24 protein-coding genes and 2 tRNA genes are annotated in these 26,240 nt (G+C 35.3%); 14 read left to right on the top strand and 12 right to left on the bottom strand.

The window, feature by feature from the left end; translation table 11 throughout:
• The first annotated feature begins 31 nt into the window (after positions 1 to 31).
• The 3 genes from DSM00_RS08540 (at position 32) to secDF (ending at position 5,562) form a co-directional block, all read left to right on the top strand.
• On the top strand, positions 32 to 1,033 hold the full coding sequence (locus DSM00_RS08540; protein ID WP_128757619.1) for a DUF6588 family protein: 1,002 nt from the start codon (positions 32 to 34) through the stop codon (positions 1,031 to 1,033).
• A gap of 182 nt (positions 1,034 to 1,215) precedes the next feature.
• The gene (mdh, locus tag DSM00_RS08535) at positions 1,216 to 2,142 is read left to right on the top strand and encodes a malate dehydrogenase (RefSeq protein ID WP_128757618.1); all 927 of its coding nucleotides are present in this window, start codon (positions 1,216 to 1,218) and stop codon (positions 2,140 to 2,142) included.
• A gap of 405 nt (positions 2,143 to 2,547) precedes the next feature.
• The gene (secDF, locus tag DSM00_RS08530; RefSeq protein WP_128757617.1) at positions 2,548 to 5,562 is read left to right on the top strand and encodes a protein translocase subunit SecDF; all 3,015 of its coding nucleotides are present in this window, start codon (positions 2,548 to 2,550) and stop codon (positions 5,560 to 5,562) included.
• Between the two features lie 92 nt (positions 5,563 to 5,654).
• On the opposite strand, the gene DSM00_RS08525 is transcribed toward secDF, so the two are convergent.
• The 8 genes from DSM00_RS08525 to DSM00_RS08490 form a co-directional block, all read right to left on the bottom strand.
• Positions 5,655 to 6,572, bottom strand: a complete 918-nt coding sequence (locus DSM00_RS08525; RefSeq protein ID WP_128757616.1) for a glutaminase — start codon at positions 6,570 to 6,572, stop codon at positions 5,655 to 5,657.
• Complete coding sequence (locus tag DSM00_RS08520; protein WP_128757615.1) at positions 6,573 to 7,061, bottom strand: DUF192 domain-containing protein; 489 nt, start codon at positions 7,059 to 7,061, stop codon at positions 6,573 to 6,575.
• A 4-nt stretch (positions 7,062 to 7,065) separates the two neighbouring features.
• A complete protein-coding gene (gene lgt, locus DSM00_RS08515) occupies positions 7,066 to 8,001 on the bottom strand; it encodes a prolipoprotein diacylglyceryl transferase (protein ID WP_128757614.1) in 936 nt (311 codons plus the stop codon).
• Positions 8,002 to 8,060: 59 nt separating this feature from the next.
• On the bottom strand, positions 8,061 to 8,309 hold the full coding sequence (gene yidD / locus DSM00_RS08510) for a membrane protein insertion efficiency factor YidD (protein ID WP_128757613.1): 249 nt from the start codon (positions 8,307 to 8,309) through the stop codon (positions 8,061 to 8,063).
• 11 nt (positions 8,310 to 8,320) lie between these two features.
• Positions 8,321 to 9,808 carry a cysteine--tRNA ligase gene (gene cysS, locus DSM00_RS08505; protein ID WP_128757612.1) on the bottom strand — a complete coding sequence of 496 codons (1,488 nt, stop codon included), beginning with the start codon at positions 9,806 to 9,808 and terminating at the stop codon, positions 8,321 to 8,323.
• Between the two features lie 36 nt (positions 9,809 to 9,844).
• On the bottom strand, positions 9,845 to 10,525 hold the full coding sequence (folE, locus tag DSM00_RS08500) for a GTP cyclohydrolase I FolE (protein WP_128757611.1): 681 nt from the start codon (positions 10,523 to 10,525) through the stop codon (positions 9,845 to 9,847).
• A gap of 164 nt (positions 10,526 to 10,689) precedes the next feature.
• Positions 10,690 to 12,186, bottom strand: a complete 1,497-nt coding sequence (locus tag DSM00_RS08495; RefSeq protein ID WP_128757610.1) for an OmpP1/FadL family transporter — start codon at positions 12,184 to 12,186, stop codon at positions 10,690 to 10,692.
• 24 nt (positions 12,187 to 12,210) lie between these two features.
• Positions 12,211 to 13,359 carry a hypothetical protein gene (locus tag DSM00_RS08490; RefSeq protein ID WP_128757609.1) on the bottom strand — a complete coding sequence of 383 codons (1,149 nt, stop codon included), beginning with the start codon at positions 13,357 to 13,359 and terminating at the stop codon, positions 12,211 to 12,213.
• Positions 13,360 to 13,489: 130 nt separating this feature from the next.
• On the opposite strand from DSM00_RS08490, the gene proS reads away from it, so the two are divergent.
• The 4 genes from proS (at position 13,490) to rpsT (ending at position 15,509) form a co-directional block, all read left to right on the top strand.
• Complete coding sequence (proS, locus tag DSM00_RS08485) at positions 13,490 to 14,962, top strand: proline--tRNA ligase (protein WP_128757608.1); 1,473 nt, start codon at positions 13,490 to 13,492, stop codon at positions 14,960 to 14,962.
• Between the two features lie 86 nt (positions 14,963 to 15,048).
• Positions 15,049 to 15,120: transfer RNA gene (locus DSM00_RS08480), tRNA-Glu, on the top strand.
• 45 nt (positions 15,121 to 15,165) lie between these two features.
• Positions 15,166 to 15,237, top strand: a tRNA-Glu gene (locus tag DSM00_RS08475).
• 23 nt (positions 15,238 to 15,260) lie between these two features.
• A complete protein-coding gene (gene rpsT / locus DSM00_RS08470; RefSeq protein ID WP_128757607.1) occupies positions 15,261 to 15,509 on the top strand; it encodes a 30S ribosomal protein S20 in 249 nt (82 codons plus the stop codon).
• A gap of 307 nt (positions 15,510 to 15,816) precedes the next feature.
• On the opposite strand, the gene rho is transcribed toward rpsT, so the two are convergent.
• The gene (gene rho, locus DSM00_RS08465; protein WP_128757606.1) at positions 15,817 to 17,553 is read right to left on the bottom strand and encodes a transcription termination factor Rho; all 1,737 of its coding nucleotides are present in this window, start codon (positions 17,551 to 17,553) and stop codon (positions 15,817 to 15,819) included.
• Between the two features lie 210 nt (positions 17,554 to 17,763).
• On the opposite strand from rho, the gene DSM00_RS08460 reads away from it, so the two are divergent.
• Positions 17,764 to 18,174 carry a DUF4293 domain-containing protein gene (locus tag DSM00_RS08460; RefSeq protein WP_128757605.1) on the top strand — a complete coding sequence of 137 codons (411 nt, stop codon included), beginning with the start codon at positions 17,764 to 17,766 and terminating at the stop codon, positions 18,172 to 18,174.
• A 74-nt stretch (positions 18,175 to 18,248) separates the two neighbouring features.
• On the opposite strand, the gene DSM00_RS08455 is transcribed toward DSM00_RS08460, so the two are convergent.
• On the bottom strand, positions 18,249 to 18,743 hold the full coding sequence (locus DSM00_RS08455) for a metallophosphoesterase family protein (RefSeq protein ID WP_128757604.1): 495 nt from the start codon (positions 18,741 to 18,743) through the stop codon (positions 18,249 to 18,251).
• Positions 18,744 to 18,830: 87 nt separating this feature from the next.
• Here DSM00_RS08455 and truA point away from each other — a divergent pair, with 87 nt between their 5' ends.
• Entirely contained in the window at positions 18,831 to 19,598 is a 768-nt protein-coding gene (gene truA / locus DSM00_RS08450; RefSeq protein ID WP_128757603.1) for a tRNA pseudouridine(38-40) synthase TruA, read from the top strand.
• Positions 19,585 to 21,357: an ABC transporter ATP-binding protein gene (locus tag DSM00_RS08445; protein WP_128757602.1), complete on the top strand. Its 1,773-nt coding sequence runs from the start codon at positions 19,585 to 19,587 to the stop codon at positions 21,355 to 21,357. The genes truA and DSM00_RS08445 overlap by 14 nt, the downstream gene beginning before the upstream one ends.
• Before the next feature lie 9 nt (positions 21,358 to 21,366).
• On the opposite strand, the gene cdaA is transcribed toward DSM00_RS08445, so the two are convergent.
• A complete protein-coding gene (gene cdaA, locus DSM00_RS08440) occupies positions 21,367 to 22,149 on the bottom strand; it encodes a diadenylate cyclase CdaA (protein WP_128757601.1) in 783 nt (260 codons plus the stop codon).
• Between the two features lie 233 nt (positions 22,150 to 22,382).
• On the opposite strand from cdaA, the gene DSM00_RS08435 reads away from it, so the two are divergent.
• From DSM00_RS08435 to DSM00_RS08425, 3 genes are all read left to right on the top strand, one after another.
• The gene (locus DSM00_RS08435; RefSeq protein WP_128757600.1) at positions 22,383 to 22,739 is read left to right on the top strand and encodes a BlaI/MecI/CopY family transcriptional regulator; all 357 of its coding nucleotides are present in this window, start codon (positions 22,383 to 22,385) and stop codon (positions 22,737 to 22,739) included.
• A gap of 4 nt (positions 22,740 to 22,743) precedes the next feature.
• On the top strand, positions 22,744 to 24,441 hold the full coding sequence (locus DSM00_RS08430; RefSeq protein WP_128757599.1) for a M56 family metallopeptidase: 1,698 nt from the start codon (positions 22,744 to 22,746) through the stop codon (positions 24,439 to 24,441).
• A gap of 473 nt (positions 24,442 to 24,914) precedes the next feature.
• Entirely contained in the window at positions 24,915 to 25,067 is a 153-nt protein-coding gene (locus DSM00_RS08425) for an SsrA-binding protein (RefSeq protein ID WP_128757598.1), read from the top strand.
• Here DSM00_RS08425 and DSM00_RS08420 read toward each other — a convergent pair.
• Positions 25,064 to 25,576, bottom strand: coding sequence for an adenine phosphoribosyltransferase (locus tag DSM00_RS08420; RefSeq protein WP_128757597.1), 513 nt, complete (start codon positions 25,574 to 25,576; stop codon positions 25,064 to 25,066). The two genes, DSM00_RS08425 and DSM00_RS08420, sit on opposite strands and share 4 nt — an antisense overlap.
• 84 nt (positions 25,577 to 25,660) lie before the next feature.
• On the opposite strand from DSM00_RS08420, the gene DSM00_RS08415 reads away from it, so the two are divergent.
• Complete coding sequence (locus DSM00_RS08415; RefSeq protein WP_128757596.1) at positions 25,661 to 26,050, top strand: DUF423 domain-containing protein; 390 nt, start codon at positions 25,661 to 25,663, stop codon at positions 26,048 to 26,050.
• Positions 26,051 to 26,240 lie beyond the last annotated feature (190 nt).

Raw genomic sequence — 26,240 nt, 5'->3', positions numbered from 1 at the left:
TATTTTTGAGAAGAACCAAATCAATCAAAAAATGAAAAAAATAATACTAACTTTTTCAATCGCATTTTGCGCTTTTACGGGGTATAGCCAGGATGACGGATTTGAATCAATTGTAAAAGCAGGGGCCGCAGACTCTAACACCCTTATGGGAGCATATATTGCACCAGCGATGGAGGGACTTGTATATAGTATGTCTGGTGGATGGTATCATACTGCAAAAACACATAAACAATTAGGTTTTGATATTACAATAGGTTTTAATGGTGCAATTGTACCTTCAGAAAAAGAGATCTTATTGTTGAGTCAACTTGACTTTCAAAATAATTATACAGCTAGTTCAGATGTTACACCTACGGTAGCAGGTAACGGAACGCCGTCTGAAATTACATTTAATACAAGCGAAGGAAATGTCACTTTTACAATGCCGGAAGGGGTGAAAGACGATTTACCTATAAATGCAGTACCGGCTCCGGCAATTCAAGCAAGTTTAGGTGTGTTTAAAAGCACAGATCTTATGGTGCGATTTGTACCTGAAGTTGGTAGTGATCACGTTAAGGGTAAGCTATTTGGTGCTGGGTTTAAACATAATATTATGCAATATTTTGGCCCTTTAGATAGGTTGCCTTTAAATATCTCAGTGTTAGGAGCATTTACTACTATGAATGTAGATTATGATATTCAGTCTGAATCAAGTATAGATGGTTCTAATCAAGCTGCAGAATTTAAATTAAACTCCTATACAGTTCAGGGTATAGCATCTTTAGATTTTCCTATTGTAACGGTTTATGGAGGTCTAGGATTTACTGGTGGTAAGTCTGAATTAAATGTCTTAGGTACGTATGAATATGCAACTAATGGTAGTGCAACTAATAATGCGACAATCGTTGATCCTATCAATCTATCTTACACCCCATCTAGTGTAAGAGCTTCATTGGGTGCTCGTTTGAATCTGGCATTTTTTAAGATCTTTGCAGATTATACCGTTCAAGAATATAGCAATATAACTGCGGGTATCGCATTTAGTTTTAGGTAAAAAAAGAATCATTAATTATAACAATGACTTTCAGAGATGAAAGTCATTGTTATTTGGGTCAATTTTAAAACCTTAGTTGCTATTATACTCTTTGAGAAATTGTATTTTTGAAATGCGCAATCGTTAACGTGTAATTTTAAGGGTTGTGTTCGATCAATAATTATTCACTTAAATAAAATAGAATGAAAGTTACCGTAGTAGGAGCAGGAGCAGTAGGTGCAAGTTGTGCCGAATATATTGCAATGAAAAATTTTGCCTCAGATGTAGTTCTTTTAGATATTAAAGAAGGATTTGCTGAAGGAAAAGCAATGGATTTAATGCAAACTGCTTCATTAAATGCTTTTGATACCCGCATAACAGGTACCACTGGCGATTATTCTAAAACTGCAAATAGTGATGTTGCGGTAATTACTAGTGGAATACCTCGTAAACCAGGTATGACAAGAGAAGAATTAATAGGAATAAATGCAGGTATTGTAAAAGATGTTGCGACTAATTTAATTAAGCATTCTCCAAATGTTATAATTATAGTAGTTAGTAACCCTATGGATACTATGGCCTATTTAGTTCATAAAGCAACAGGACTTCCTAAAAATCAAATTATAGGAATGGGTGGTGCTCTTGATAGCGCACGTTTTAAATACCGTCTTGCTGAAGCATTAGAGTGTCCTATTTCTGATGTAGATGGTATGGTAATAGGTGGACATAGTGATACTGGTATGATTCCACTTACACGATTAGCAACTCGTAACAGTGTTTTAGCTTCAGAATTTTTAGCTGAAGAACGTTTAGATCAAGTGCTTGAAGATACAAAGGTAGGAGGCGCTACACTTACAAAATTATTAGGTACATCAGCTTGGTATGCTCCAGGAGCAGCAGTATCGGGAATGGTACAGGCTATCGCTTGTGATCAAAAGAAAATGTTCCCTTGTTCTGTAATGTTGGATGGTGAATATGGTCTTGAAGATATATGTATAGGTGTTCCTGTACTTTTAGGGAAAAATGGTATTGAGAAAATTGTGACTATAGAATTGAGTGATGCTGAAAAAGCAAAACTCCAGGAGAGTGCAGATGCTGTACGTAAGACTAATGGATTATTAGAATTTTAAACAGCTTTAAAGTTTAAATAGAAAGCCACCTAACCAGGTGGCTTTTTTTGTTTATAGCTAAACAGGAGCAGTAGTATTTAAATTTAAAAACTGAATCATTTATTCTATAAATTAAGGTGTTAGGCTCAGGAGTTTGAAAATCTTTTTGAGAGCTAAAAAGTAGAGTTTGAGAGCGTACATTACGTGTAATGAAATGTGCCGCATAATTTCATAACGATAATTATTTGTTTAAAATTCTAAAAATCAGGTGATTGATTATTCGTTATTCTTTATATTTTAATAACTAAAAGTTAAAGGAATCTAAAATATATTTATTGGCATTTCTGCATTGAAACCCTATATTTGCACGTTTTAAAAAATTGCCCGAAAAAAGTTCGGGTAGAATTAATAAATATTTATAGGATAATGCAGAATAAAGGACTCATACGAGTATTTGCGATTTTATTTGGGTTGGTAAGTTTGTACCAGCTTTCATTTACGTATTTTACAAATAAGGCAGAAGATGAAGCTTCGGCTTACGCAGAGCGTCAAGTATCTAATACTGTAGAAGATTATGTAGATAGACGGGGGGAAGTTGAGCGCCGTTATTTAGATTCTGTAGGAAACAATCCTATCGCATTAGGTATTACCTATAACGATGCAAAAGCAAAAGAACTAAACAAAGGTTTGGATCTTAAAGGAGGTATGAATGCTATTCTTGAGATTTCTGTAGCAGATATCTTAAGAGGTTTAAGTAATAATAGCACTGATCCTGCTTTTAATCAAGCATTAGATCAAGCGGCAGAAGCACAAAAGGATAGTCAAAATAGCTTTTTAGAAGACTTTTTTGATGCTTTTGAAGCGTTGCCGGGAGATAACAAATTAGCATCTCCAGATATATTTGCAAATACTACTCTAGGTGAGAAGGTAAACTTCAATATGAGTAATGCAGATGTTGAGCCGGTAATAAAGAAAGAGGTTGATGAGTCGATCAAGTCAGCTTTTGAAGTACTGCGTAATCGTATTGATAAATTTGGTGTTACTCAACCTAATATTCAGCGTTTAGATAATCAATCAAGAATACTTATAGAATTACCTGGTGCTACAGATATTGAGCGCGTAAAGTTTCAATTAGAAAGTACTGCACAATTAGAGTTTTATAAAACACATTATGCAGCAAATGTTGCACCTTACTTATTTGAAGTAAACACGGTTCTTAAAGATCTTGTAGCTCCTGCAACTTCGGAAGAGGTTGAGGAAACTACAGCAGATTCTACGGAAACTAAAGATGATTCAATTGAAGAATTATTGGCAAGTGAAGATGATTCAGTAAGCACTGGAAGTCAAAATAATCCATTATTTGAACTGTTTAGTTTTAATCCTGCTATTCAGCAATATGGTCAGGCTGCTGTAATTGGTTATGCGCAAGCAAAAGATACAGCTACCATTAACAGCTACCTATCAAAGCCCGAGATCGTAAGACTGCGTCCACAAGATTTGCGTTATGCAAAATTTAGATGGGGTACTGCAGAAGAAGAATCGAGCGTTGTAGGTTTATATGCTTTACAGTCAGATAGAAGTGGAACTCCGGCAATGGATGGTGATGTTGTTCAGGATTCACGTCAACAATACACACAATCAGGATTGCCATCTGTAGGGATTGATTTTGAAGGTCAAGGTCCTGGTAAATGGGCAAAGTTAACAGGAGAAGTTGCTAATGAAGGTAGTGCAATTGCGATTGTCCTAGATGACGTTGTTTATTCTGCGGCAACTGCTAAAGCAGAAATTACAGGTGGTGCTACAGAGATTTCAGGTAGTTTTACAGTAACTCAAGCTCAGGATTTAGCAAACGTACTTAAGGCCGGTAAATTACCTGCTTCAGCAAAAATTATATCTTATGATGTTGTTGGTCCTTCACTAGGTCAGGAAGCGATTAATAGCGGTTTAATATCATTTGTATTGGCATTAGTACTTGTTCTTCTATGGATGGTATTCTATTATGGTAAAGCAGGTCTATTTGCAGATATTGCACTGGCAGTTAACATTCTATTTATCTTCGGAATATTAGCTGGTTTAGGTGCTGTTCTTACATTACCTGGAATTGCAGGTATTGTACTTACTATAGGTATGTCTGTAGATGCAAACGTGCTTATTTTTGAGCGTATTAAAGAAGAGCTTGCTAAAGGTAAATCTCAGAAAGATGCTATTAAGGATGGTTTTAGTAATGCACTATCTTCTATTCTTGATGCAAACATCACAACATTCCTTACTGCATTAATTTTATTCTTATTTGGTACAGGACCTATTCAAGGTTTTGCAACTACCTTAATGATAGGTATTGCTACATCTTTATTTACAGCGATTTTTGTTACACGCCTGTTCATAGATGGTTACGGTAAAAATGGAAAATCACTAATGTTTTCTACTGCTGCAACACGTAACTTATTTACAAACTTTAATAAGGATTTCCTAGCAAAGCGAAAAATTGCTTACGTGATAAGTGGTATTCTTATTATTGTTAGTTTAATTTCTTTATTTACAAATGGTTTAGATCAAGGTGTAGATTTTGTAGGTGGTCGCAATTATACGGTGCGATTTGAGCAACCAGTAAATGCGAGTGAAGTAGAAAGTAAATTAGTAGCCGAATTAGAAAGCGCACAAGCTAAAACCTACGGTGAATCAAACCAATTAAAAATTACTACTAAGTATAGAATTAATGAAGAAGCATCAGAAGTTGATGATGATATTCAGCAGAAATTATTTACTGCATTAGGTAGTTATTTACCATCAGATCTTACTTATTCACAATTTGTAAAAGGTGGGTCTAGTGAGGCTAAAATAGGTATTCTTGAATACAACAAAGTTGGTCCTACCATTGCAGATGATATTAAAAAAGATTCATTCTGGGCAGTTTTAGGTTCTTTAGTAGTTGTATTCTTATATATTCTTCTACGTTTTAGAAGATGGCAGTTCTCATTGGGAGCTGTTGCTGCAGTATTCCATGATGTATTAATTGTACTTGGTATATTCTCTTTAACTTATAAGTTTATGCCATTTAACATGGAAGTTGATCAGTCATTTATCGCAGCGATTCTTACGGTAATTGGATACTCGCTGAATGATACGGTGGTAGTATTTGACCGTATTAGAGAGTTTATGAAGGAATATGGTCCTACACGTAAAATGGATCTTATAATAAATCAGGCAATCAACAGTACTATAAGCCGTACGTTAAATACCTCGATGACTACATTAATCGTATTACTTGCGATCTTCATATTTGGAGGAGCTAGTATTATGGGCTTCATGTTTGCATTGATTGTAGGTGTGGTTGTAGGTACTTATTCGTCGATTTTTATTGCTACTCCAGTTATGTATGATACTATTCAGAAGAAAGCATTAAAGCAAGAAGTGGAAGTTGAGGAAGAGCCGGTGGCTTAACTCCTAAACTTAATCAAAAAAAGAGTCGATAGTTTTAAAACTATCGGCTCTTTTTTTTTTGATTCTAACTTTAATTCACAATTGGAGGAAAGTTAAAATACAGATTGTTCCGTTTTTGTAGTGAGAAGCTCAAGAGCTTTAAGACCTAATTCTGAATTCCCTTTTGAATTTAATGGCGGACTCCAGACTGCGATGCTGTAGTATTTAGGGTGTAAGGCTACAATGCCTCCGCCTACGCCACTTTTACCCGGTAAACCTACGCTAAATGCAAATTCGCCAGACTCATCATAAAACCCACAAGTGAGCATAAGAGCATTAATACGTTTTGCTAAAGTAGGATCTAGAATAGCTGCTTCTGCACTGAGATCATATTTCCCGTAGTTTAGAAATATGGTGAAGGTTTGCGCTAGTTGCTTGCAATTCATAGCAATTGAGCATTGATGAAAATAGAAATCAAGAACCTCATTTACATCATTCTTTATATTGCCAAAATCTTTCATTAAATGTGTCAAAGACGCATTGCGGAATTTATGTTCCATCTCAGATTCGGCAACTTTGGTATTGTATTGAATAGTTTGATCTTCTGCAAGGTCTCTAACGTATTGCAAAAAATCTACTTTCGGATTTTTAAGTTCAGAAATCAAAATATCTGCAACAACAAGCGCTCCGGCATTTATAAATGGATTGCGAGGAATTCCCTTTTCATATTCGAGCTGTACGAGTGAATTAAAAGGATCTCCTGAAGGTTCAACACCTATGCGTGTCCACATATGATTTCCGATTAACTTTAGAGCCAATGAAAGGCTAAGTACCTTTGATATACTTTGTATAGAAAATGCCTCTAATGCATCACCCACAGAGTAACCCTGACCATCTGTACACTGAAGATAAATTCCAAACTTATCAGGTTGTACATTTCCGAGTTCAGGAATATAGGTGGCGACTTTTCCAGAGCCTTCAATTAATCCTATTTCAGCACTTATTTCATCTAGAACTTTTTGATAATCCATTTAGTTACGAGTCCAGCTTATTGAATCTCCCTCTTTAATATTATACAATTTTGCAAATCCTGCGTTTGTTTCCAGAACATAAGTCACAGGGACTTGAGAAGGTAAGTTAGATTCATCAAGAGGCATCGCATTTTCTATAATTGTTGCAATAGATTTCTCTTTTGTGATAAAGAATAAGTCTAGAGGTATGTACGTATTCTTCATATAAAAATTATGAGGGCGCTCATCATCAAATATAAAAAGCATTGCTTGGTTGCCTTCCATAGATTCTCTGTACATCAAACCTGTCGATGTCTCATATTCTGTCTCAGCAAATTCTATATCGAGATCTATAATAGTACTATCATTCTTAATTATTTTTAACTCCCCTTCTTTAGTGAAAGTAATAGGAGCCTGATCTAGCGATTCTCCTTCTGAGTTACTTTCTTCTTTGCACGAATAAAAGATGCATAGAAAAGATAAAATATATAAGAATTTATAGACTTTCATAATCTTAATATTGAGGGTTTTGCTTTTGATTTAGACCGCGTACTATTAAGAAAATACCAATTAGTATAAATGGAACGCTTAATATTTGACCCGTATTTAATCCAAATACCCAATTTTCTCTACCTTCTACTTGAGCCCTTTTGAAGAATTCTACTATAAAACGAACAGTCCATAGTAGTACTAGAAATAGACCAAATATAAGTCCTTCCTTTTTGCGTAGATTAGTTTTCCAGTAAACAAACATTAGAATTAAGAATACAAAAATATATCCTGTTGCTTCCATAAGTTGACCTGGAAAACGGAATGGAATTTCTGCAATATAATTTGCAAACTGTGGATCATCTGTTAAGGCTCTAAAAGCTTTATGCTCTTCAGCTATTCCGGTAATTCGCTGAACCTCATATTTGTTGTATTGATCTTGAACAAATTTTATTCCCAAATTTGAATCGGTAATTTTACCTACCATTTCAGAATTAAAAAAGTTACCTATACGTACAAATATAGCTCCCAAAGAAACAGGAAGTATTACTCTGTCTAAAAGCCAAAGAACACTTTTCTTAAGAATTTTCTTGTTATATAAATACATTGCAAAGATCATCCCTATAGCGGCTCCGTGACTAGCTAATCCCTGAAAACCGGTATATTCAATTTCAGGTACAAATCTAAAAGGAAGCAACACAGAAAGGGGATCTTCCCAAAGTAATTCAGTTTGATAGAAAAATACGTGTCCTAAGCGTGCTCCTAATAAAATTGCCAGAACCGAGTATATAAATAACGGATCAAGTTTTTCTTCTTCAACTCCCTCATATTTGTACACTCGCTTCATCAAATACCAGCCCAATGAAAAAGCAAGGACAAACATTAAACTGTAATAGTGAATTGTCAAAAATCCTAAGTCAAGGCCGGTAGAGGGATTCCAAGTCATTTTTAGAGGAAGCATATATAAAAATTTTGTGCGTAAATATATAAAAGCCAAGAAGCTTCTAAGTAATTTTTGTATTAATTATGTGAGTTAGCTTTTTTTGGTTCTGGGACGGGATCATATCCAGAGCCTCCCCAGGGATTGCAACTTGCAATACGTTTAATTGCCAGCCAGCTCCCTTTAAAAACTCCGTGTTTTTCAATAGCCGTGACACTATAGTGGGAACAAGTAGGAGAATATCTGCAGGCCGGTGGTAATAAAGGAGATAAAAATTTTTGATAAACTCTTATGGGAAAAATTAATATGTTTTTAGCAAAATTTCTCACCGTAAGTAGATCTAAGAAAAAGTAAATGTTGTTCCTTCTTTACCGTCCTTAAGTTGTATTCCAAGTTCAAGAAGTTGATCACGTATTTGATCACTTGTAGCAAAATCTTTATTTGATCTAGCTTCCTTGCGCAATTGTATAAGTAATTCTATTGCACCATTAAGTTTATCTGAATTAGACTCTGCAGCAATATTTAAATCTTCTAAACCCAGAATATCAAAAACAAAAGCGTGTATCGAAGATTGAAACTTCTCTAAATCCGTTTGAGTAATACTGGCTTTGCCATCCTTTATTTGATAAATATATTTCGCCGCTTCAAAAAGTTGAGCAATTAATATAGGCGAATTAAAATCGTCATTCATAGCATCGTAGCACGATTGAATCCAAGAATTGATATCAATCGAACTTTTTTCTGAAGTAGGAAGAGCACTGAGTAAATTAATAGCTTCCATAAGGCGATTGAAACCTTTTTCACTTGCTAATAATGCGTCGTTGCTAAAGTCAAGAACACTCCTGTAATGCGCTTGCATAATAAAAAAGCGTGCTACACTTGGGGAATATCCTTTAGTTAAAAACGGACTCTCACCACTAAATATTTCAGCCGGAAAAATATTATTACCGGTGCTTTTAGACATTTTTTTGCCATTAAGCGTCAACATATTTGCGTGTAGCCAATAATTCACAGGATCTTGGCCGTTAGAAGCTTCAGATTGTGCAATCTCACATTCGTGATGCGGAAACTTTAAATCCATTCCTCCACCGTGAATATCAAATTTTTCGCCAAGATATTTTGTACTCATTGCAGTACACTCTAAATGCCATCCCGGGAAACCATCGCCCCAAGGAGACGGCCAGCGCATAATGTGCTGCTGCTCGGCTTTTTTCCAAAGAGCAAAATCTTGTGGATTTTTTTTCTCACTTTGAGCAGTGAGTTCACGCGTATTGGTAATCATATCTTCTAGTAATCTGCCACTAAGCTTACCATAATTATGATTTTCATTAAATTTTAGTACATCAAAGTAAACCGATCCATTTTCTGAATAGGCATATCCATTGTCAATAATTTCCTTGATAATTTCAATCTGCTCAATAATATGACCAGTAGCAGTAGGCTCGATGCTGGGAGGGAGACAATTAAATTTTTGAAGTATATTATGAAAGTCTATGGTGTACTGCTGTACAACTTCCATAGGCTCTATTTGTTCAAGACGTGCTTTTTTAGAAATTTTGTCTTCACCTTCGTCTGCATCATCGGTTAAATGACCGGCATCTGTGATATTTCTAACATATCGTACCTTATAACCTAAATGCTTTAAGTATCTAAAAATCATGTCAAAAGACATAAATGTGCGTACATTTCCCAGATGTACATTGCTATACACTGTAGGACCACATACATACATTCCCACATTTCCCTCTAAAATAGGTTTGAATAATTCTTTCTCACCAGATAGTGAATTATAAAGGGTAACGGATTGATTAGAATACAATGACGTCATAAAGTATAGTTGTATATGTAAATGATTACAAGAAACTTAAAAAGTAGTATCAAGTTTTATATAATCCAGAAATTCTCTGCGTACAGATTCTTCTTTAAATTTTCCTCCAAATTCACTGGTAACTGTGCTGCTTTCGATATCGCGAATTCCTCTACTATTAACACAAAGATGTTTTGCATCAATTACACAAGCAACATCTTGAGTCCCTAAGGCAATTTGTAGTTCTTCTACAATCTGCATAGTCAACCTTTCTTGTACTTGTGGTCTTTTTGCGTAATAATCAACTATGCGGTTCATTTTAGAAAGACCTACCACCGTACCATTTGAGATATAGGCAACGTGAGCTCTCCCTATAATGGGTAGTAAATGGTGCTCACAAGTAGAATAAACAGTGATGTTTTTTTCCACAAGCATTTCACCATACTTATAGTTATTCTCAAAAGTTGAGGCTTTTGGTTTTCGCTGAGGGTGTAAGCCTGCAAATAGCTCATTTACAAACATTTTAGCCACACGATTAGGTGTGCCTTTTAGACTATCGTCTGTTAAGTCTAAACCTAATGTATGCATGATGTGACTTACATCTTCTTTAATTAATGCAATTTTTTCTGCATCACTCATTTCAAAAGCGTCTTCTCTAAGAGGTGTAGTTGCAGAAGCACTATGGTGATCATCACCTGCTTCATCAATCGCTTTTAATTCTTCGTTTTCAAAATTCATATTCATAAAGCTATTAGTCGCTGCTTAGGCTAAAGGCTTGCAAAGATAGTTAATTTAACAATTTAAAGCTGCTAACAGGTAGCCTGTTTTATGGTAATCTAATCTTGATAATTACTAAAAACCCTCAAGAATTCTTGAGGGTTTTAAATAACTTTAATATCTGTTTATAGCTGAAAAGAGAGGGTTGCTATAATATTTGTATTTATAGAATCGACATATGCAGTGTTTGTAAATGCGCCATCAAATAAACGTGGATTGCTTGTTTGTTTTGCCCAGTCATAGGCAATATCTATGCGAGCGCTACCTAATGCATATCCAAGACCAAGTGTATAGCCGCTGCGATCACTTAAGATAGAGTCATCTTGATAAGGACTTTCTTTAAAATTGTATCCTCCTCTAAAACTCCAGTTACCCGATAAAAATTCTCCACCTACTTTATAGGTCGAGGTTGCTTTTAACGTGTTATCAATATCTGAGTTCACTTGCTGAAAATATACATCATTATCAGGTCTGTATTTCATTGTAGTATAATCTTCATAAGAATAGTCAAAACTTATAAATCCGTTTGAGCCAAATATATAAGCAATGCTTCCTGTCGCTTTTCCGGGAGTTTGCAGATCATAATCTTCATATATATTAGTTATATTGGGAGCTAGAACTACATTTCCATTTGCTCCTTCTGTAGAAAGATATTGTTCTGTTTCCTCAGAAATTGTGTAATAAGTAGGAGTATCATAAGTTGCTCCGAGTCTTAAATTGGGCGACATGTGATAAATACCTCCTAATTGAAGGGAGGCTCCAGTACCATACGATCGTAATTCATTATTAAAACGAGAACTTGAAACTGCATTTGCAGCGCTTTGCGCATTTTCAAAAAAGATAGTCTCTTTCCTAAATTTGAAACTATGGGCATTTAAGTTTATTCCTAAATATAAATTTTTAGAAACCTGGGCGGCTGCGTTAAACGTAAATCTGCTATTATTTCCCGAACTTAAATACTGATATTCTTGGTCAAAAGAATTACCATTTTGAGCATTTGTATAGCTGGTATTATTTAAATCGTCAGAATCTGGATTTATAAAATAACCTTGATAACCTAATAGTGCTTGCTGTGCTCCGAAGCTTTCATTTTCGCCTAAAAATTGATAAAGGCTAGAGACACTCTCATCATCTCTTAATTCAAGAAGATTTAAAGGTACTCCTTGTGCGTAACCCGAAAAGTATTCTCCAATAGAATTACCGCTATTTCCTACCGCAACGTAGCCATTGTCAAAATCAGTAGAGCGATCATAATTAAAGCTAAAGGCAAATTTTCTTAATGCTCCTCCTCTGTGGGAAACAAACACTCCACCAAATTGGTTTAAATCAATGTCTGTTTCATCAGACACTGTTATACCATCATTGTAATAGGTTTGATTATCGTAATTTCCAGACGAGAGTGATAAAGAAATAAAACTCCTATTGAAAATAGCAGAACCCGCAGGGTTATTATTAATAGCTGAAACATCTCCGCCTAGAGCTCCAAATGCACCACTGGCACCGCGATAACGAGCTGTGCCGGTTATATCTTGTGAGCTATATCTAACTGCGTCTGCAATATTTTGAGCATAAAAACTCTGCATACTTAGGCCTGCTATTAGGAGTATGACAATATTTTTCATTTAAAGAAATTTAAAAATTATAGACTAGCGTCCTCCGCCTCTTCGACTACTTCCTGAACTGCTACTTCTTGAACTAGAGCTACTAGATCGAGATGGCGCAGAAGTTCTTGTAGGAGTCGAGGTTCTTGTAGGTGTCACAGTACGAGATGGAGTTACAGTTCTAGAAGTAGTATTACTTCTAGAATACGTGCTCGTTCTCGATGGAGTAGAAGTAGATCTATTTATCGTAGTATTTCCTGAACTTCTACTAACCGTGTTGCTGCTTCTTCTAGCGGTTGTATTATATATAGAATTTGATCTTGACGCTGTATTTACTGATCTTGAATTGTTACTTCTTGATGAAGGATTTACGCCTACATTATTACGACTGTAAGTTCTGCTAGTACGGGCATAATTGACATTAGAGGAGCTTCTTGATCTTGAAGTTGCTGTAGTTGTAGAATTTAAGGTTCTACTTGTGGTGTAATTATTGTTTGAGCGACGAGAATTAGAATACGCTATATTTCCATTATTATAATTAGAGTAATACCTGTTCCTATAATAGGGGTATCCTCTATAGTTGTACCCAAAGTATGGGTTATATCCATAATAGAAAGGTGATCCCCATCCGTAACCATAACCATACCCGTAACCAAATGCAGGGTAACCGCCCCACGCATAGCCAGAGTAGAAAGGATCATTAAATCCAAATGCGCCATAGCCAAAGCCACCATATCCAAATCTACCATAACCGTATCCAAATCCACCACCCCAGAATGGTCTGGCAAAACCTATTTGATTATAAAGAGATGGATAGATATTAATTACAACCTCGTCATAAGTGTCTCCCCAACCAGCATTTGCATTATAAGCTAGATCCCCCTGAAGCATCGCTTCGTCATCATTATATTGGGAGTTAGAGCTATATGAGTCAACATCTGTGAAAATTGTTCCAGCTTCTTGTGCATCTTGCAATTCTGAAGCACCCTGGTTAAAATAGTTTGCGTAAATACCAGAATTGTCGCTGGCAATCTCTTCTTGAGAATTCGTATCATAAACACGCGTACTACTTCCATAAATACCATCATTCATTGCATATTGCGATGGACCACAGGAAACTAATCCAATAAAAGAAAAAACCGCAGCTATAGCTGGTTTTATTAAAGTTCTAAGAGTTAAGTTCACGCCTCGCATATCATCCGTATTTTATTGTTGTACATTGTAAATTTAGTTAGTTTTGCGGTCAATTTTGTGCATTTAACAAACATGTTGCAAAACTTTCAATTACAGATTAAGTCACAATATTTGTGCCAAATAAATATTTATGGGAAAGAATTTAACTACGAGGGCAGAGGATTATTCAAAATGGTATAATGAGCTAGTTGTCAAGGCTGATTTAGCTGAAAATTCGGGTGTTAGAGGGTGTATGGTGATAAAGCCATATGGTTATGCAATCTGGGAAAAGATGCAGGCAGAGCTGGATAGAATGTTTAAAGATACCGGCCACGAGAATGCTTATTTTCCGCTATTTATTCCGAAGTCTTACTTTAGTAAAGAAGCATCTCACGTAGATGGTTTTGCAAAAGAATGTGCTGTTGTAACGCATTACAGATTAAAAAATGATGAAGATGGAAGCATCATTGTTGATCCGGAAGCTAAACTTGAAGAGGAGCTTATTGTGCGACCAACTTCAGAAACAATTATCTGGGATACGTACCGAAAGTGGATACAGTCTTATCGTGATTTGCCTATACTTGTTAATCAATGGGCAAACGTAGTACGCTGGGAAATGCGTACGCGTTTATTTTTACGTACTGCAGAATTTCTGTGGCAAGAAGGTCACACAGCTCACGCAAAACAAAATGAAGCAATAGCTGAAGCGCAACAAATGATGCGTGTTTATGCAGATTTTGCTGAGAACTTTATGGCTATGCCAGTTATTAAGGGAACTAAAACAGAGAGTGAGCGTTTTGCAGGTGCATTAGAAACCTATTGTATTGAAGCTTTGATGCAAGATGGGAAGGCGTTACAAGCCGGGACTAGCCATTTTCTAGGTCAAAATTTTGCTAAGGCTTTTGACGTGAAGTTTGCAACTAAAGAAGGAGGTCAAGAATATGTATGGGCAACTTCTTGGGGAGTATCAACTCGACTTATGGGAGCTCTAGTGATGACGCATAGTGATGATAATGGTCTGGTATTGCCGCCTAATCTTGCTCCTATACAAGTTGTAATAGTTCCTATTTATAAAGGTGAAGATCAGTTAGATTCGATCTCACAAGTGGCGAGAGAATTACAACGCGAGCTTAAACTCCTAGGTGTTTCGGTAAAATATGATGATAGAGATACGCACAAGCCAGGCTGGAAGTTTAACGAGTATGAGCTTAAAGGTGTACCATTGCGTATTGCAATAGGTCCTAGGGATCTTGAGAAACGCACAGTTGAGTTAGCAAGAAGAGATACACTAACAAAAGAAACGGTCTCAAAAGATTTAATTGTTGATCGCGTACAAGAGTTGCTTAGCGAAATGCAGAAAGCACTTTTCAATAAAGCGAAAAACTTTAGAGATAGTCACATCACCGAAGTAGAAACTTACGATGAATTTAAAGATGTTTTAGAAAATAAAACAGGATTTGTAAGTGCATTTTGGGATGGTACAAAAGAAAGTGAAGAACGCATAAAGTCAGAAACCAAAGCGACTATTCGTTGTATTCCGCTGGATGTCAAGGAGGAAGATGGTATTTGTGTTTACAGTGGTAAGCCTGCAACTATGCGTGTTCTTTTCGCTAAAGCATATTAATTGAATTTTTTTTAAAAAAAGTTCCTTTTGCTATTGCACGATCTAAATATATGTGTATTTTTGCATCCGCAATTAAGCGAAAGATTGGTCCGTTCGTCTAGGGGTTAGGACGCCAGGTTTTCATCCTGGTAACAGGGGTTCGAGTCCCCTACGGACTACAGTAAGGTTGGTTATGCACCTTAAGCATAAATATTTGACATAATGGCCCGTTCGTCTATCGGTTAGGACGCCAGGTTTTCATCCTGGTAAGAGGGGTTCGATTCCCCTACGGGCTACAATTTAAAAACAGAACAAGATAATGGCAAATCACAAGTCATCTCTAAAGAGAATTAGAAATAGCGAAGTAAAGCGTTTAAGAAACCGTTACCAGAGTAGAACTACTCGTAATGCAATGAAGAGATTGCGCGAAGCTGACAAAGAGCAAGCAACAACTTTGTTTCCTTCTGTGATTTCTATGATCGACAAGTTAGCTAAGAACAATATCATTCATGATAACAAAGCTTCTAACTTAAAGTCTCAACTTGCTAAGCACGTTAACGCTTTATAGTAACTTGTTTTTAAAAATATTGAAAACGCCTACAAGAAATTGTAGGCGTTTTTTTATGCGCAGTGTTTAGTTAATTATACAATCGGTTTGCTGGGAACTGCTAGAGCTCTTTTTGGATTTCTGTTAGAATTCCTATTTATAGAAGACGTCTAAGGTGTGTCTTTTAGTTTATATATTGTTTTGTTTGTGCGCCTATTTAAGCTGCTGAGTACTCTTAAATTGTCTCATTGAGTCATAGGATATTTGAAATAAAAAAAAGCCGATATCAAATGATATCGGCTTTTTGATATACATAAGGTTTCAAATATTAACCATTCATAGAAATAAGAAATTCTTCATTATTTCTTGTTTGTTTGATGCGCTCACTAACAAATTCCATAGCTTCTACAGGATTCATATCTGCAAGATACTTACGCATTACCCACATTCTTTGTATTGCGTTATCGCTTAATAATAAGTCGTCTCGTCTTGTGCTAGAAGAAGTAAGGTCGATGGCAGGGAATATTCTTCGGTTTGCAATCTTACGATCTAACTGAAGTTCCATATTACCAGTTCCTTTAAATTCTTCAAATATAACTTCGTCCATTTTAGAGCCTGTTTCAGTAAGGGCAGTAGCAATGATAGTTAATGAACCACCATTTTCTATATTTCTAGCAGCTCCAAAGAAACGCTTTGGTTTGTGTAAAGCATTTGCATCTACACCACCACTTAATATCTTACCAGACGCAGGTTGTACTGTATTGTATGCTCTCGCTAGACGTGTAATAGAATCTAAAAGAATCACAACATCGTGACCACATTCTACAAGACGTTTTGCTTTTTCTAATACTATGTTCGCAACGCGCACGTGTTCATGAGCTTCTTTATCAAAAGTAGAAGCGACAACCTCACCTTTTACATTACGTTGCATATCTGTTACTTCTTCCGGGCGCTCGTCAATAAGTAAAATCATTTGATAAACTTCAGGGTGATTTGCAGCAATTGCATTTGCAACATCCTTAAGAAGCATTGTTTTACCCGTCTTAGGTTGTGATACAATCATACCACGTTGCCCTTTACCTATAGGTGCAAACAAATCCATCACGCGCGTAGAAATAGTACTCTCACGATCTGCGATATTAAATTTCTCTTTCGGGAACAATGGTGTTAAATGCTCAAAAGAAACGCGATCGCGAACCACACTAGGATCTAATCCATTAATCTTAGAAACCTTGATAAGTGGAAAATATTTTTCTCCTTCTTTTGGAGGGCGAATTACGCCAAGAACGGTATCTCCGGTTTTTAGACCGAATAAACGTATTTGCGATTGTGAAACATAAATATCATCTGGAGATGATAAATAGTTATAGTCTGATGAGCGTAGAAAACCATAACCGTCCTGCATGATATCTAATACCCCTTCGCTTTCTATAAGACCTTCAAACTCATAATCTGGCTCTCTGTAACGGTTTCTGGTATCTTTATTACCATTGTTTCCAGAATTAGAATTGCGATTGTTATTTCTATTATTAGAATTGTTATTGTTCGAATTATTAGTGTTGCCATTAGTGTCCCGGTCTCTGGTATTTGAACGGTTATTCGAACTTGACGAATTCTCATTACGAGTTCTTGCCTTTTGTGGCTTGTTGTCGTTTTGTTTAGAAGTTTCAGAATCTGGCTTAGCTGGTCTTTGTTTGCGCGGTCTTTCTTCTCTTGCTTCCGTTTTTTCTGGCTTAGCATCGGTATTTTTTGATGTAGACTCAGAATTATTTTTAGAAGAATCTCTTTCTGGACGCGTATTCTTGCTATTTGTATTTTGCGTGCGTGGTTTAGGAGTCTTTTTAACGTCTGGCGCATTTGACTTTTCATTATTGTCCTTAGATTTATCTGTAGAAGATACTTCTAATACCTCGGCAACTGCTTTAGGATCTGCAGCTTGCTGATCGAGTACTTTATAAACTAAGTCTAGTTTTTTTAAGGTCCTGTATTTTGGGATATCTAGGCCTTTAGCTATCTCCTGAAGTTCTGGAAGTTTTTTAGCTTTTAATTCTGAAATATTAAACATTAAATATAAGTATGAATTTCTGTATCGTAATTGAATTTGAAAACCAACAAAAAATTTGAAGAAGGTCTAAGAAATTTTTCGGCAAGTAAGTAACCAACATAGAAGTGGTTAGGCTTTCTAATGCAATTATACGATAATATTTTTTATTTAAATGATCTTAGTCTCAAAGAAGTTTATATTTTTGTCATCCTTAATAGCTTTATAAAATATATGATTCAGCGCATACAAAGCATTTATCTGTTTCTTGCAGCATTAGTTTCAGCAGGGCTGCTTTTTGCTATTCCTGTCTATACTACAGCTGAAGGAAATTTAGTATATGCAGTAGATAAATTAGAGTTAGTAGGTTTGTTCTTTGGGAGCGCTTTATTATCTTTGATTACTATTTTTTTCTTTAAAAACAGAAAGCTTCAGTTTGTACTGGGGCGACTTAATATAATATTGAACTTTATTTTGCTAGGTGTATTGGTTTACCAGTCGCAAATCTTATCTGGAGGAGCGGCGGCTCCTGAGAAGGGTATTGGGATGCTAATCCCCATCATTTCTATCGTTTTTATAGCTTTGGCCAACAAAGCAATTAAGCGGGATGAGGATCTTGTAAAATCTGTTGACCGGTTGCGATAGACCTACTATCTTAGTTAATTAGTGCAAAAACCCTGTAAGTATGCCAACTTGCAGGGTTTTTCTTTTATAGTTAATTATTTTCTTTCAATTTCTATAACTTCAAGATTATCAATTTTACCCTGATCTACTGTAAATCGCAACATCGTACGTACTTTATGAAAACCATGTATGCCTATCGCACCAGGATTCATATGCAATAAATTAAGTTTTTTATCTGGCATAACCTTTAATATATGAGAATGGCCACAGATAAACAATTTTGGAGGGTTACTATTAAGTTCTTCCCGTATTGCCGGAGAATATTTTCCCGGATATCCTCCTATATGTGTGATTAATACATCTACACCTTCGCAAACAAACCTATTATTTAAGGGGAATTCTTTTCGTATTTCGTGATCATCAATATTTCCAAATACGGCTCTTAAAGGTTTCAGTTCTTTTAAGGCATCGGTTACCTGCAAGCTTCCTATATCTCCTGCATGCCATACTTCATCTGCTTTTTCGGCGTATGCGAGTATACGATTATCTATATAACTATGCGTATCACTAAGTAGGAGTATTTTTTTCATTGAAAAACGTTTTACCAAAAGTATTTAAGGAGAATTCAGACTATTTGCAAAGATGTATCTTTGCAGGCTTAATTACAAACCTACAGTTTGCGGTATTTTATTGAAATAGCATATGATGGGCAGCCATACCACGGCTGGCAGCGACAACCACAAAGTATAAGTGTACAAGAGGTGCTAGAGGAGGCATTATCTACTTTATTAAGAGTGGTAATTGTAGTGACTGGTGCGGGACGTACAGATGCCGGTGTGCACGCTAAGCAATTATATGCGCACTTTGATTTTTCAAACCTATTTACGGAAAAAGATTTAAAGAATTTACAACACCGCTTAAATAGGTTTATGCCTCCAAGCATTGCAGTAAATCGTATAGTGCCGGTTACTAGTGAGGCACATGCACGTTTTGATGCAATGGTCCGTAGTTATGAATATAAAATACACCAAGCTAAGAATCCGTTTTTAAACCAACATTCTTATTTCTTTGAAAAAGAATTAGATGTAGAACGCATGAATGCGGCTTCTCAATACCTCTTAGGTAAGCAAGATTTTAAGTGTTTTAGCAGATCAAATACAGACGTGAAAACTTACCTTTGCGAAATTACTGAAGCGCGCTGGGAACACAATAATACCGAGCTGTTATTTACCATTACTGCAGATCGATTTTTACGTAATATGGTTCGGGCAGTAGTAGGGACTTTATTAGACGTAGGAATGCATAATATAGCTCCCGCGCACTTAAAAGAAATAATTGCAAGTAGATCCCGTTCAGAAGCAGGAGCATCGGCACCCGCTCACGGTCTTTACTTAACTGCAGTTAAATATCCTCAAAAAATATTCAATTTAGATGGCAGAAGATAATAAAGGAAATGCGTTTGACTTTGGACTTTTTAAGCGTTTACTTAGTTATACTAAGCCTTACCGCGTACGTCTTTATTTTGTTGCCTTTGCGGCAATCCTAATTTCTGTATTTGCTGTTTTGCGACCTATTTATCTAGAGTTAGCTATCGATGAGGGTATGCAGCCTAAAGATATAGACAGCTTAATTTACTATATACAACTTACGCTGGTTGTACTGCTTGGAGAGTCGCTGTTTCAACTACTGTTTATTTATTTTGCTAACTGGCTGGGGCAGCAAGTGGTAAGGGATATTCGGGTGAAGTTGTTTGGGCATATGATTCGCTTTAAAATGCAGTATTACGATAAATCTGCTGTAGGTAGATTAGTAACACGTGCTGTTAATGATATAGAAACCATTGCTAGTATTTTTAGTGAAGGTTTATTTATGATAATAAGTGATCTACTAAAAATGGCTGTTATCGCTGGGGTTATGCTTTATAAAAGTTGGCAGTTATCGCTGATAATTTTTGTGATCTTACCATTCATTTTATATGCTACACGCGTTTTTCAGAAAAAAATGAAAGTGGCTTTTGAAGAAGTGCGTACGCAGGTGGCGAACCTAAATTCTTTTGTTCAAGAGCGCGTTACGGGTATGAAAATCGTACAAATATTCTCCCGCGAAAAGGTTGAGCAAAAGAAGTTTGACGAGATCAACAAAAAACATATGCGTGCCTGGAATAAGACTGTGTGGTACAACTCTATATTCTTCCCGGTTGCTGAAATGGTGACCTCGATTACTATCGGACTTTTGGTTTGGTACGGTGGTTTACGTGCTGCTCAAAGTGATGTAATTACAATAGGTCTCGTAACGGCTTTTATTCAGTTTTCTCAAATGTTATTTACACCACTTAGGCAAATAGCAGATAAGTTTAATACATTACAAATGGGAATGGTTGCGGCAAACAGGGTATTTGCTATTCTTGATACAGATTCTAGAATTGCTGATACAGGTACACATACGCTCAAAAATATCCAAGGCAATCTTACGTTTGAAAAAGTACGGTTTAGTTATGTTCCTGATGAGGAAGTTTTAAAAGGAATAGATCTAGAAGTCAATGCTGGCGAAACGGTTGCAATTGTAGGTTCTACTGGAGCAGGAAAATCTACTATCATAAATCTCTTAGGTAGATTTTATGAGATTGATAGCGGTAAAATTAAAATTGACGGTATAGATATAACCGATGTGAAATTAGACTCGCTGCGTTCAGAAATTGCTGTTGTTTTACAAGATGTATTTTTGTTTGCAGATTCTATTTTAAACAATATCACCCTAAACAATCCTTCTATTACAGAAGCAGATGTGATTGAAGCAGCAAAGGCGATAGGAGTAGATTCTTTTATAAGTAGTTTACCCAATGGGTATCACTATAATGTAAAAGAACGTGGTGCAATGCTATCTAGCGGACAGCGACAGCTTATTGCATTCTTGCGCGCCTATGTAAGCAATCCGGGTATTCTCGTGCTAGATGAAGCTACTTCTTCGGTAGATTCTAATAGCGAGCAGCTTATTCAAAAAGCTATAAATAAAATTACAAAAGGTCGTACTTCAATAGTAATTGCGCATCGTTTAGCGACAATTAAAAAAGCAGACAAAATTATTGTAATGGATAAAGGTCTCATAGTAGAAATAGGAAGCCACAAAGAACTGCTTCAAAAAGAGGGTGGTTATTACCGCAATCTGTACGAAGTGCAATTTGCTGCAAACCAGGAGATGGTCTAATTAACTTTTTTAAGAGAGGTCTTTTCTAAGAATTTCTATAAGCTCTTGTGTGCTTTTAAATAAAACGAACTCGCCGTCTTTTAAATAGCTAATTGCGCCTGTTTCCTCACTTACAACAAGAGCAACTGCATCTGTTTTTTCTGTTATTCCTACTGCAGCTCGGTGACGTAACCCGAATCGTAAAGGAATATTACGCTCATTAGAAACCGGTAGTATAGCTCGTGTGGCAGTTATTTTATTCTCTTCTATAATTACAGCACCATCGTGTAAAGTTGAATTTTTGAAAAAGATACTTTGTAGAATAGGCTTGTTTACTTCGAGACTCATTCTATCCCCGGTATTTTTTACAAAATCTAAGTTTGTCGTGCGTTGAATAACGATTAGCGCACCTGTATTGTCGCTGCCCATTTTCTCACAAGCTTCTATGATCTCTTCGACTTTAGTGTTTGAAGAATCTTTAGCTTCATCCTGTAAAAATTTGATATGCTTTAAAAAGCCACTCTTACGACCTATATTAGTAGAGCCTATCATTAATAGAAATTTTCTAATTTCTTGCTGAAAGACTACAATTAAGGCAAACATCCCAGCTCCAATAAACTGACCTAAAATTGTACTTAGCATCTCCATTTGTAAGAGTTGCGTAATCTTCCAGATTACCCATACAATACAAATACCTAAAAATATATTTATAGCAACAGTACCTTTTACTAATTTGTAAAGGTAATAGAGTAGGGTTGCAACTAATAGAATGTCGACAAGATCGAGTATTCTAAAATTCTCAAGAATATCCAAAGGCTCATTGGGTTTTTGTAAAAATAGGCAAAAATTCTACGCTGGCTTAAACCGTTTAACGACTGAAATAAATACTAAATTTATAGTTATAAAACTAGTTAAGTAGTTTTATAATTAAAAAATTAGTTATAGATTTGGTTAAATATTGATTGCAAATGAGTTATGTATTAACTCTTAGAGAATTTTTCAATATTATTTTTTTAACCCCTTAATTAGCCTACTAAAAATCATTAATGGAAAAACTAACAAACAAGGAAGAAGAGATTATGCATGTCTTATGGCAGTTAGAAAAGGCATTTGTAAAAGAAGTTCAAGCGGGTTTGGAAGATGAAAATCTTCATTATAATACGGTATCTACCATAGTTAGAAATCTGGTAGATAAAGGATATGTGGGTTATAAAGCATACGGCAAAACACATCAATATTATCCTGTGATAAGTAGAGAAACATATGGACGTAAATTTTGGAATGAGGCCACTCGAAAATTCTTTGACAGTTCTTATAAAAATATGGTCTCTTTTTTTGCTAAGGAGGAAAAAATTTCAGCAAAAGAATTGCGTGAGATTCTTGAAATAATAGAAAAAAAATAGGAATATGGAGCTGATTATCTATCTACTGAAAAGTGCTGCTGTCTTAAGTATTTTTTATTTTACATACAGGATACTATTAGAAAGAGAGACATTCTTTAAAGAAAACAGATATTTTCTGTTGATGGGTATTTTAATATCAGCACTAGCTCCTGCACTTACTTTTACACGTATAATCTATAAACAATCTCCACTTCTCAATTTTGAAATCCCTCAAAATGACAACTTTCAAAATAACGATTTTAACGACGCTTGGTTTAGCTATACCGGCTGGGAATTAGCTTGCCTGATTTATGCAATAGGAGTGGGTATAATGGTTATTTTGTTCAGTATTAAGCTTTATGCAATAATCCGATATGTTAAACAAGAATCTACGTACTCAGAATGTGGATATCATTATATTCAAGTTGATGGTTTAAAGTCTCCTTTTTCGTTTTTTAATTACATAATAATAGATAAGAAAAACCATAGTGATGAAGAGTTGGCTATGGTACTACTTCACGAGCAAGCACATGCCAATCAGAGGCATAGTATTGATATGCTAATAGCAGAAGTTTTATTAATTATACACTGGTTTAATCCGTTGGCGTGGTTCTATAAAAAGGCAATTGACCAAAATCTTGAATTTCTGGCAGACGCGACAACAGCTCACCAATTAACAGATCAGAAAAAGTATCAGCTTACTTTAATACAAGTATCTATCGCCCCACGCAAGGCGATGCTAAATCTTACACATTCATTTTACCAATCATTCATTAAAAAACGAATAGTTATGTTAAACAAACAAGAATCTAACAGCAAGCGAAGAGCAAAGCTTTTTATAATTCTACCAGTAATTGCTGTTTTTGTATGGAGTTTTAATGTTAAAGAGGTGGTGAGTTATGCTTCGGAAACTGAAAAAAATTCCTCTAAATTATCGGCTATCGAAAATGATAAAGCTCATTCTATAAAAAATAGGGAGAATCAACTTAATACAGAAACTACTATGAGTACTGATACCGGGGAACAAATAATTGATCAGAAAGACTCTTACCAAGATCCAAAAGCTTTCAAAAAAATTATATCAAAATCTGCTTCTAAAGAAGAGTTAGATGCTCTTGTTGATGAATTGAAAACGGAGTATAACGTTACATTAAACTACTCAAATTTGAATTACAATAGCGAAGGATTAATTATTTCTATAAAGCTTGAGGTTAAGGATGGTGAATCTGGGAGTCAATCCACGACATCCTATGATAGCTCAAAACCTGTGGGTGATATTGTGATATACAGAACTGAAGACGGTAGCTTTGGGGTTGTATCGGGATCTAATAAAGTAGTACAGCGATCTAATAAAGATAAAAATGAAGCGTCTGAGTCGATGAATAAAGATATGAATTCACGTCGTGCAGATATGGCAGCCCGCAGAGAAGATCTACGCACTCGTAGAATTCAAATGCGAACAAAAGCAGACAGTGTATTTGAGAACGTAAAAATTGAGAGAATAAATGCTTCTCAACCGTCACAAAATCCATCTTCAATTTCTCAAAAGGCTTTAATAGTGGTTGATGGAAAAGTGGTAAAAGATTTAGATTTAAATAGTATAGATCCAAATACGATAGAGTCTATAAATGTTTTAAAAGGAGAAGAAAATATAAAACCGTACAAAGATCAATTGAAAGGTAAGTCTGGAGTAATCCTTATTAGTCTTAAAAAGGATAAGTGATTTCTTAACTTCATAGAACAGTGAAATTGCAGTTACAAATAATGATATTGATAGAATTGCCTGCTTTATCGAATAAATTTACCTTGAGAAATAAAATTCTATGAATTTATGCTCTACGATAATTACACCTAAAGGTTTTAAACCAATATTTTATTGTCAAATGTAAGGTAGCTTAAGATAAGTCGCTTTCAGTTTTGAGTGATTAATATTTTTTTACTTACAATACTGCATTCACTTACATTAATAAATGGCTAAATACTTGTGAGACTGATTTTTACTTGCATAATTTGTAATATAAATTATTTTATTAATCAAAAATCACAATTATGGTCACACTTATTCTTACAGTAATCGAAACTATCTTTGGGTAGTTCATTTTAAACTCTTAACACTTTCTGAAAGCGCGCGCAGATTGTTTATAAAAATCTAAATTTGATATAATTAGAATTTTGATCTTATAAAATATAGAGTTTATGAAAAAACAGATATTTAAAACTCTGGCAAATATCAATAAGAAAATATTGCCCAGTTATACTAAAAAGAATCTTGACTTAACAAAGGCTACAAAATTCCAACTTGCTATTTTTGGATATAAATTGTGGGTAACAAAAAATGCTTTAGACTAATAGTGAATTAAACTATGTAGCTGGTACTTTTCTATTTTAGTCCTACCTTCTAGGAAATCCAATTCCATTAAAAAATTACATTGTACAACAACACCTCCACATTTTTCTACAAGCTTGCAAGCAGCTTCTGCTGTTCCACCTGTTGCAAGTACATCATCGTGAATAATTACTAAATCCCCGGGCTGAATACTATTTGCTTGAATTTCTAAAGCGTCTTCTCCATATTCTAACTGATAATTTTGACTAATTATCTCACCAGGTAATTTGCCGGGTTTTCTAACGGGTACAAATCCCAGTTTTAAATGTTGCGCAAGTAGAATTCCAAGTAAAAAACCTCGACTCTCAATCCCTACTACTTTAGTAGCTTGAAAGTTATGCAAACCCATTGCTAAAAGTTCTATTGCTTTATCTGTTGCAGCGGCATTTGCAAGCAATGGACTAATGTCTTTAAATACAATTCCTGCTTTTGGAAAGTCTGGAATATCTTTTATATAATCTGTCAAATTCATTTTTTGAAGATATAATTTTCGGAGCAAATTGATCATTAAATAAATCTCAAAATTTATCTTTAATTTTTATTCAACCTTGTAGTTATGGAAATTTTACTCAGTCAATTTTTTGGTGCTTTATTTGGTTTTTTAGCCATAGTTTTTGGAGCATTTGGAGCGCACGCGCTTAAAAATAAATTAACCGAAGAGCAGCTGCACAGTTTTGAAACCGGTGTTAAATATCAAATGTATCACGCTATAGTGCTACTAGTTATCAGCTTTAATTTAAATTTTAATTCGAGACTGGAAACCATTTTGTTAACCTGTTTTATTGTTGGTACACTATTATTCTCGTTTTCAATTTACGGATTGGTTTTAAGTAGTGCCTCGGGAAGTAAGATGCGTTTTTTAGGACCTGTTACACCCTTAGGTGGTCTGTTATTAGCCATAGGTTGGCTTCTTCTCCTATTTAATTTCTTCCAAAACTTTTTTTAAAGCAAAATAAACTCCTAATTAAAAGTCTTTTGCGCAGGTTTAATATTAAAATGGTATTTAATTATTTATAAGTTAATAGAAACACCAGTTGTTAATATGTTATCTGTGAAAGGAGCAATGTTTCTTCTTTGCGTCGAAGTGTTCCTAAAATCATATTTCACCTTGAGCAACATCAGCGACATCTGTAAAA

This window comes from Leeuwenhoekiella aequorea (genome assembly GCF_004104375.1).
GTDB lineage: Bacteria > Bacteroidota > Bacteroidia > Flavobacteriales > Flavobacteriaceae > Leeuwenhoekiella > Leeuwenhoekiella aequorea.
This window is presented reverse-complemented; position numbering and strand designations above follow the sequence as displayed.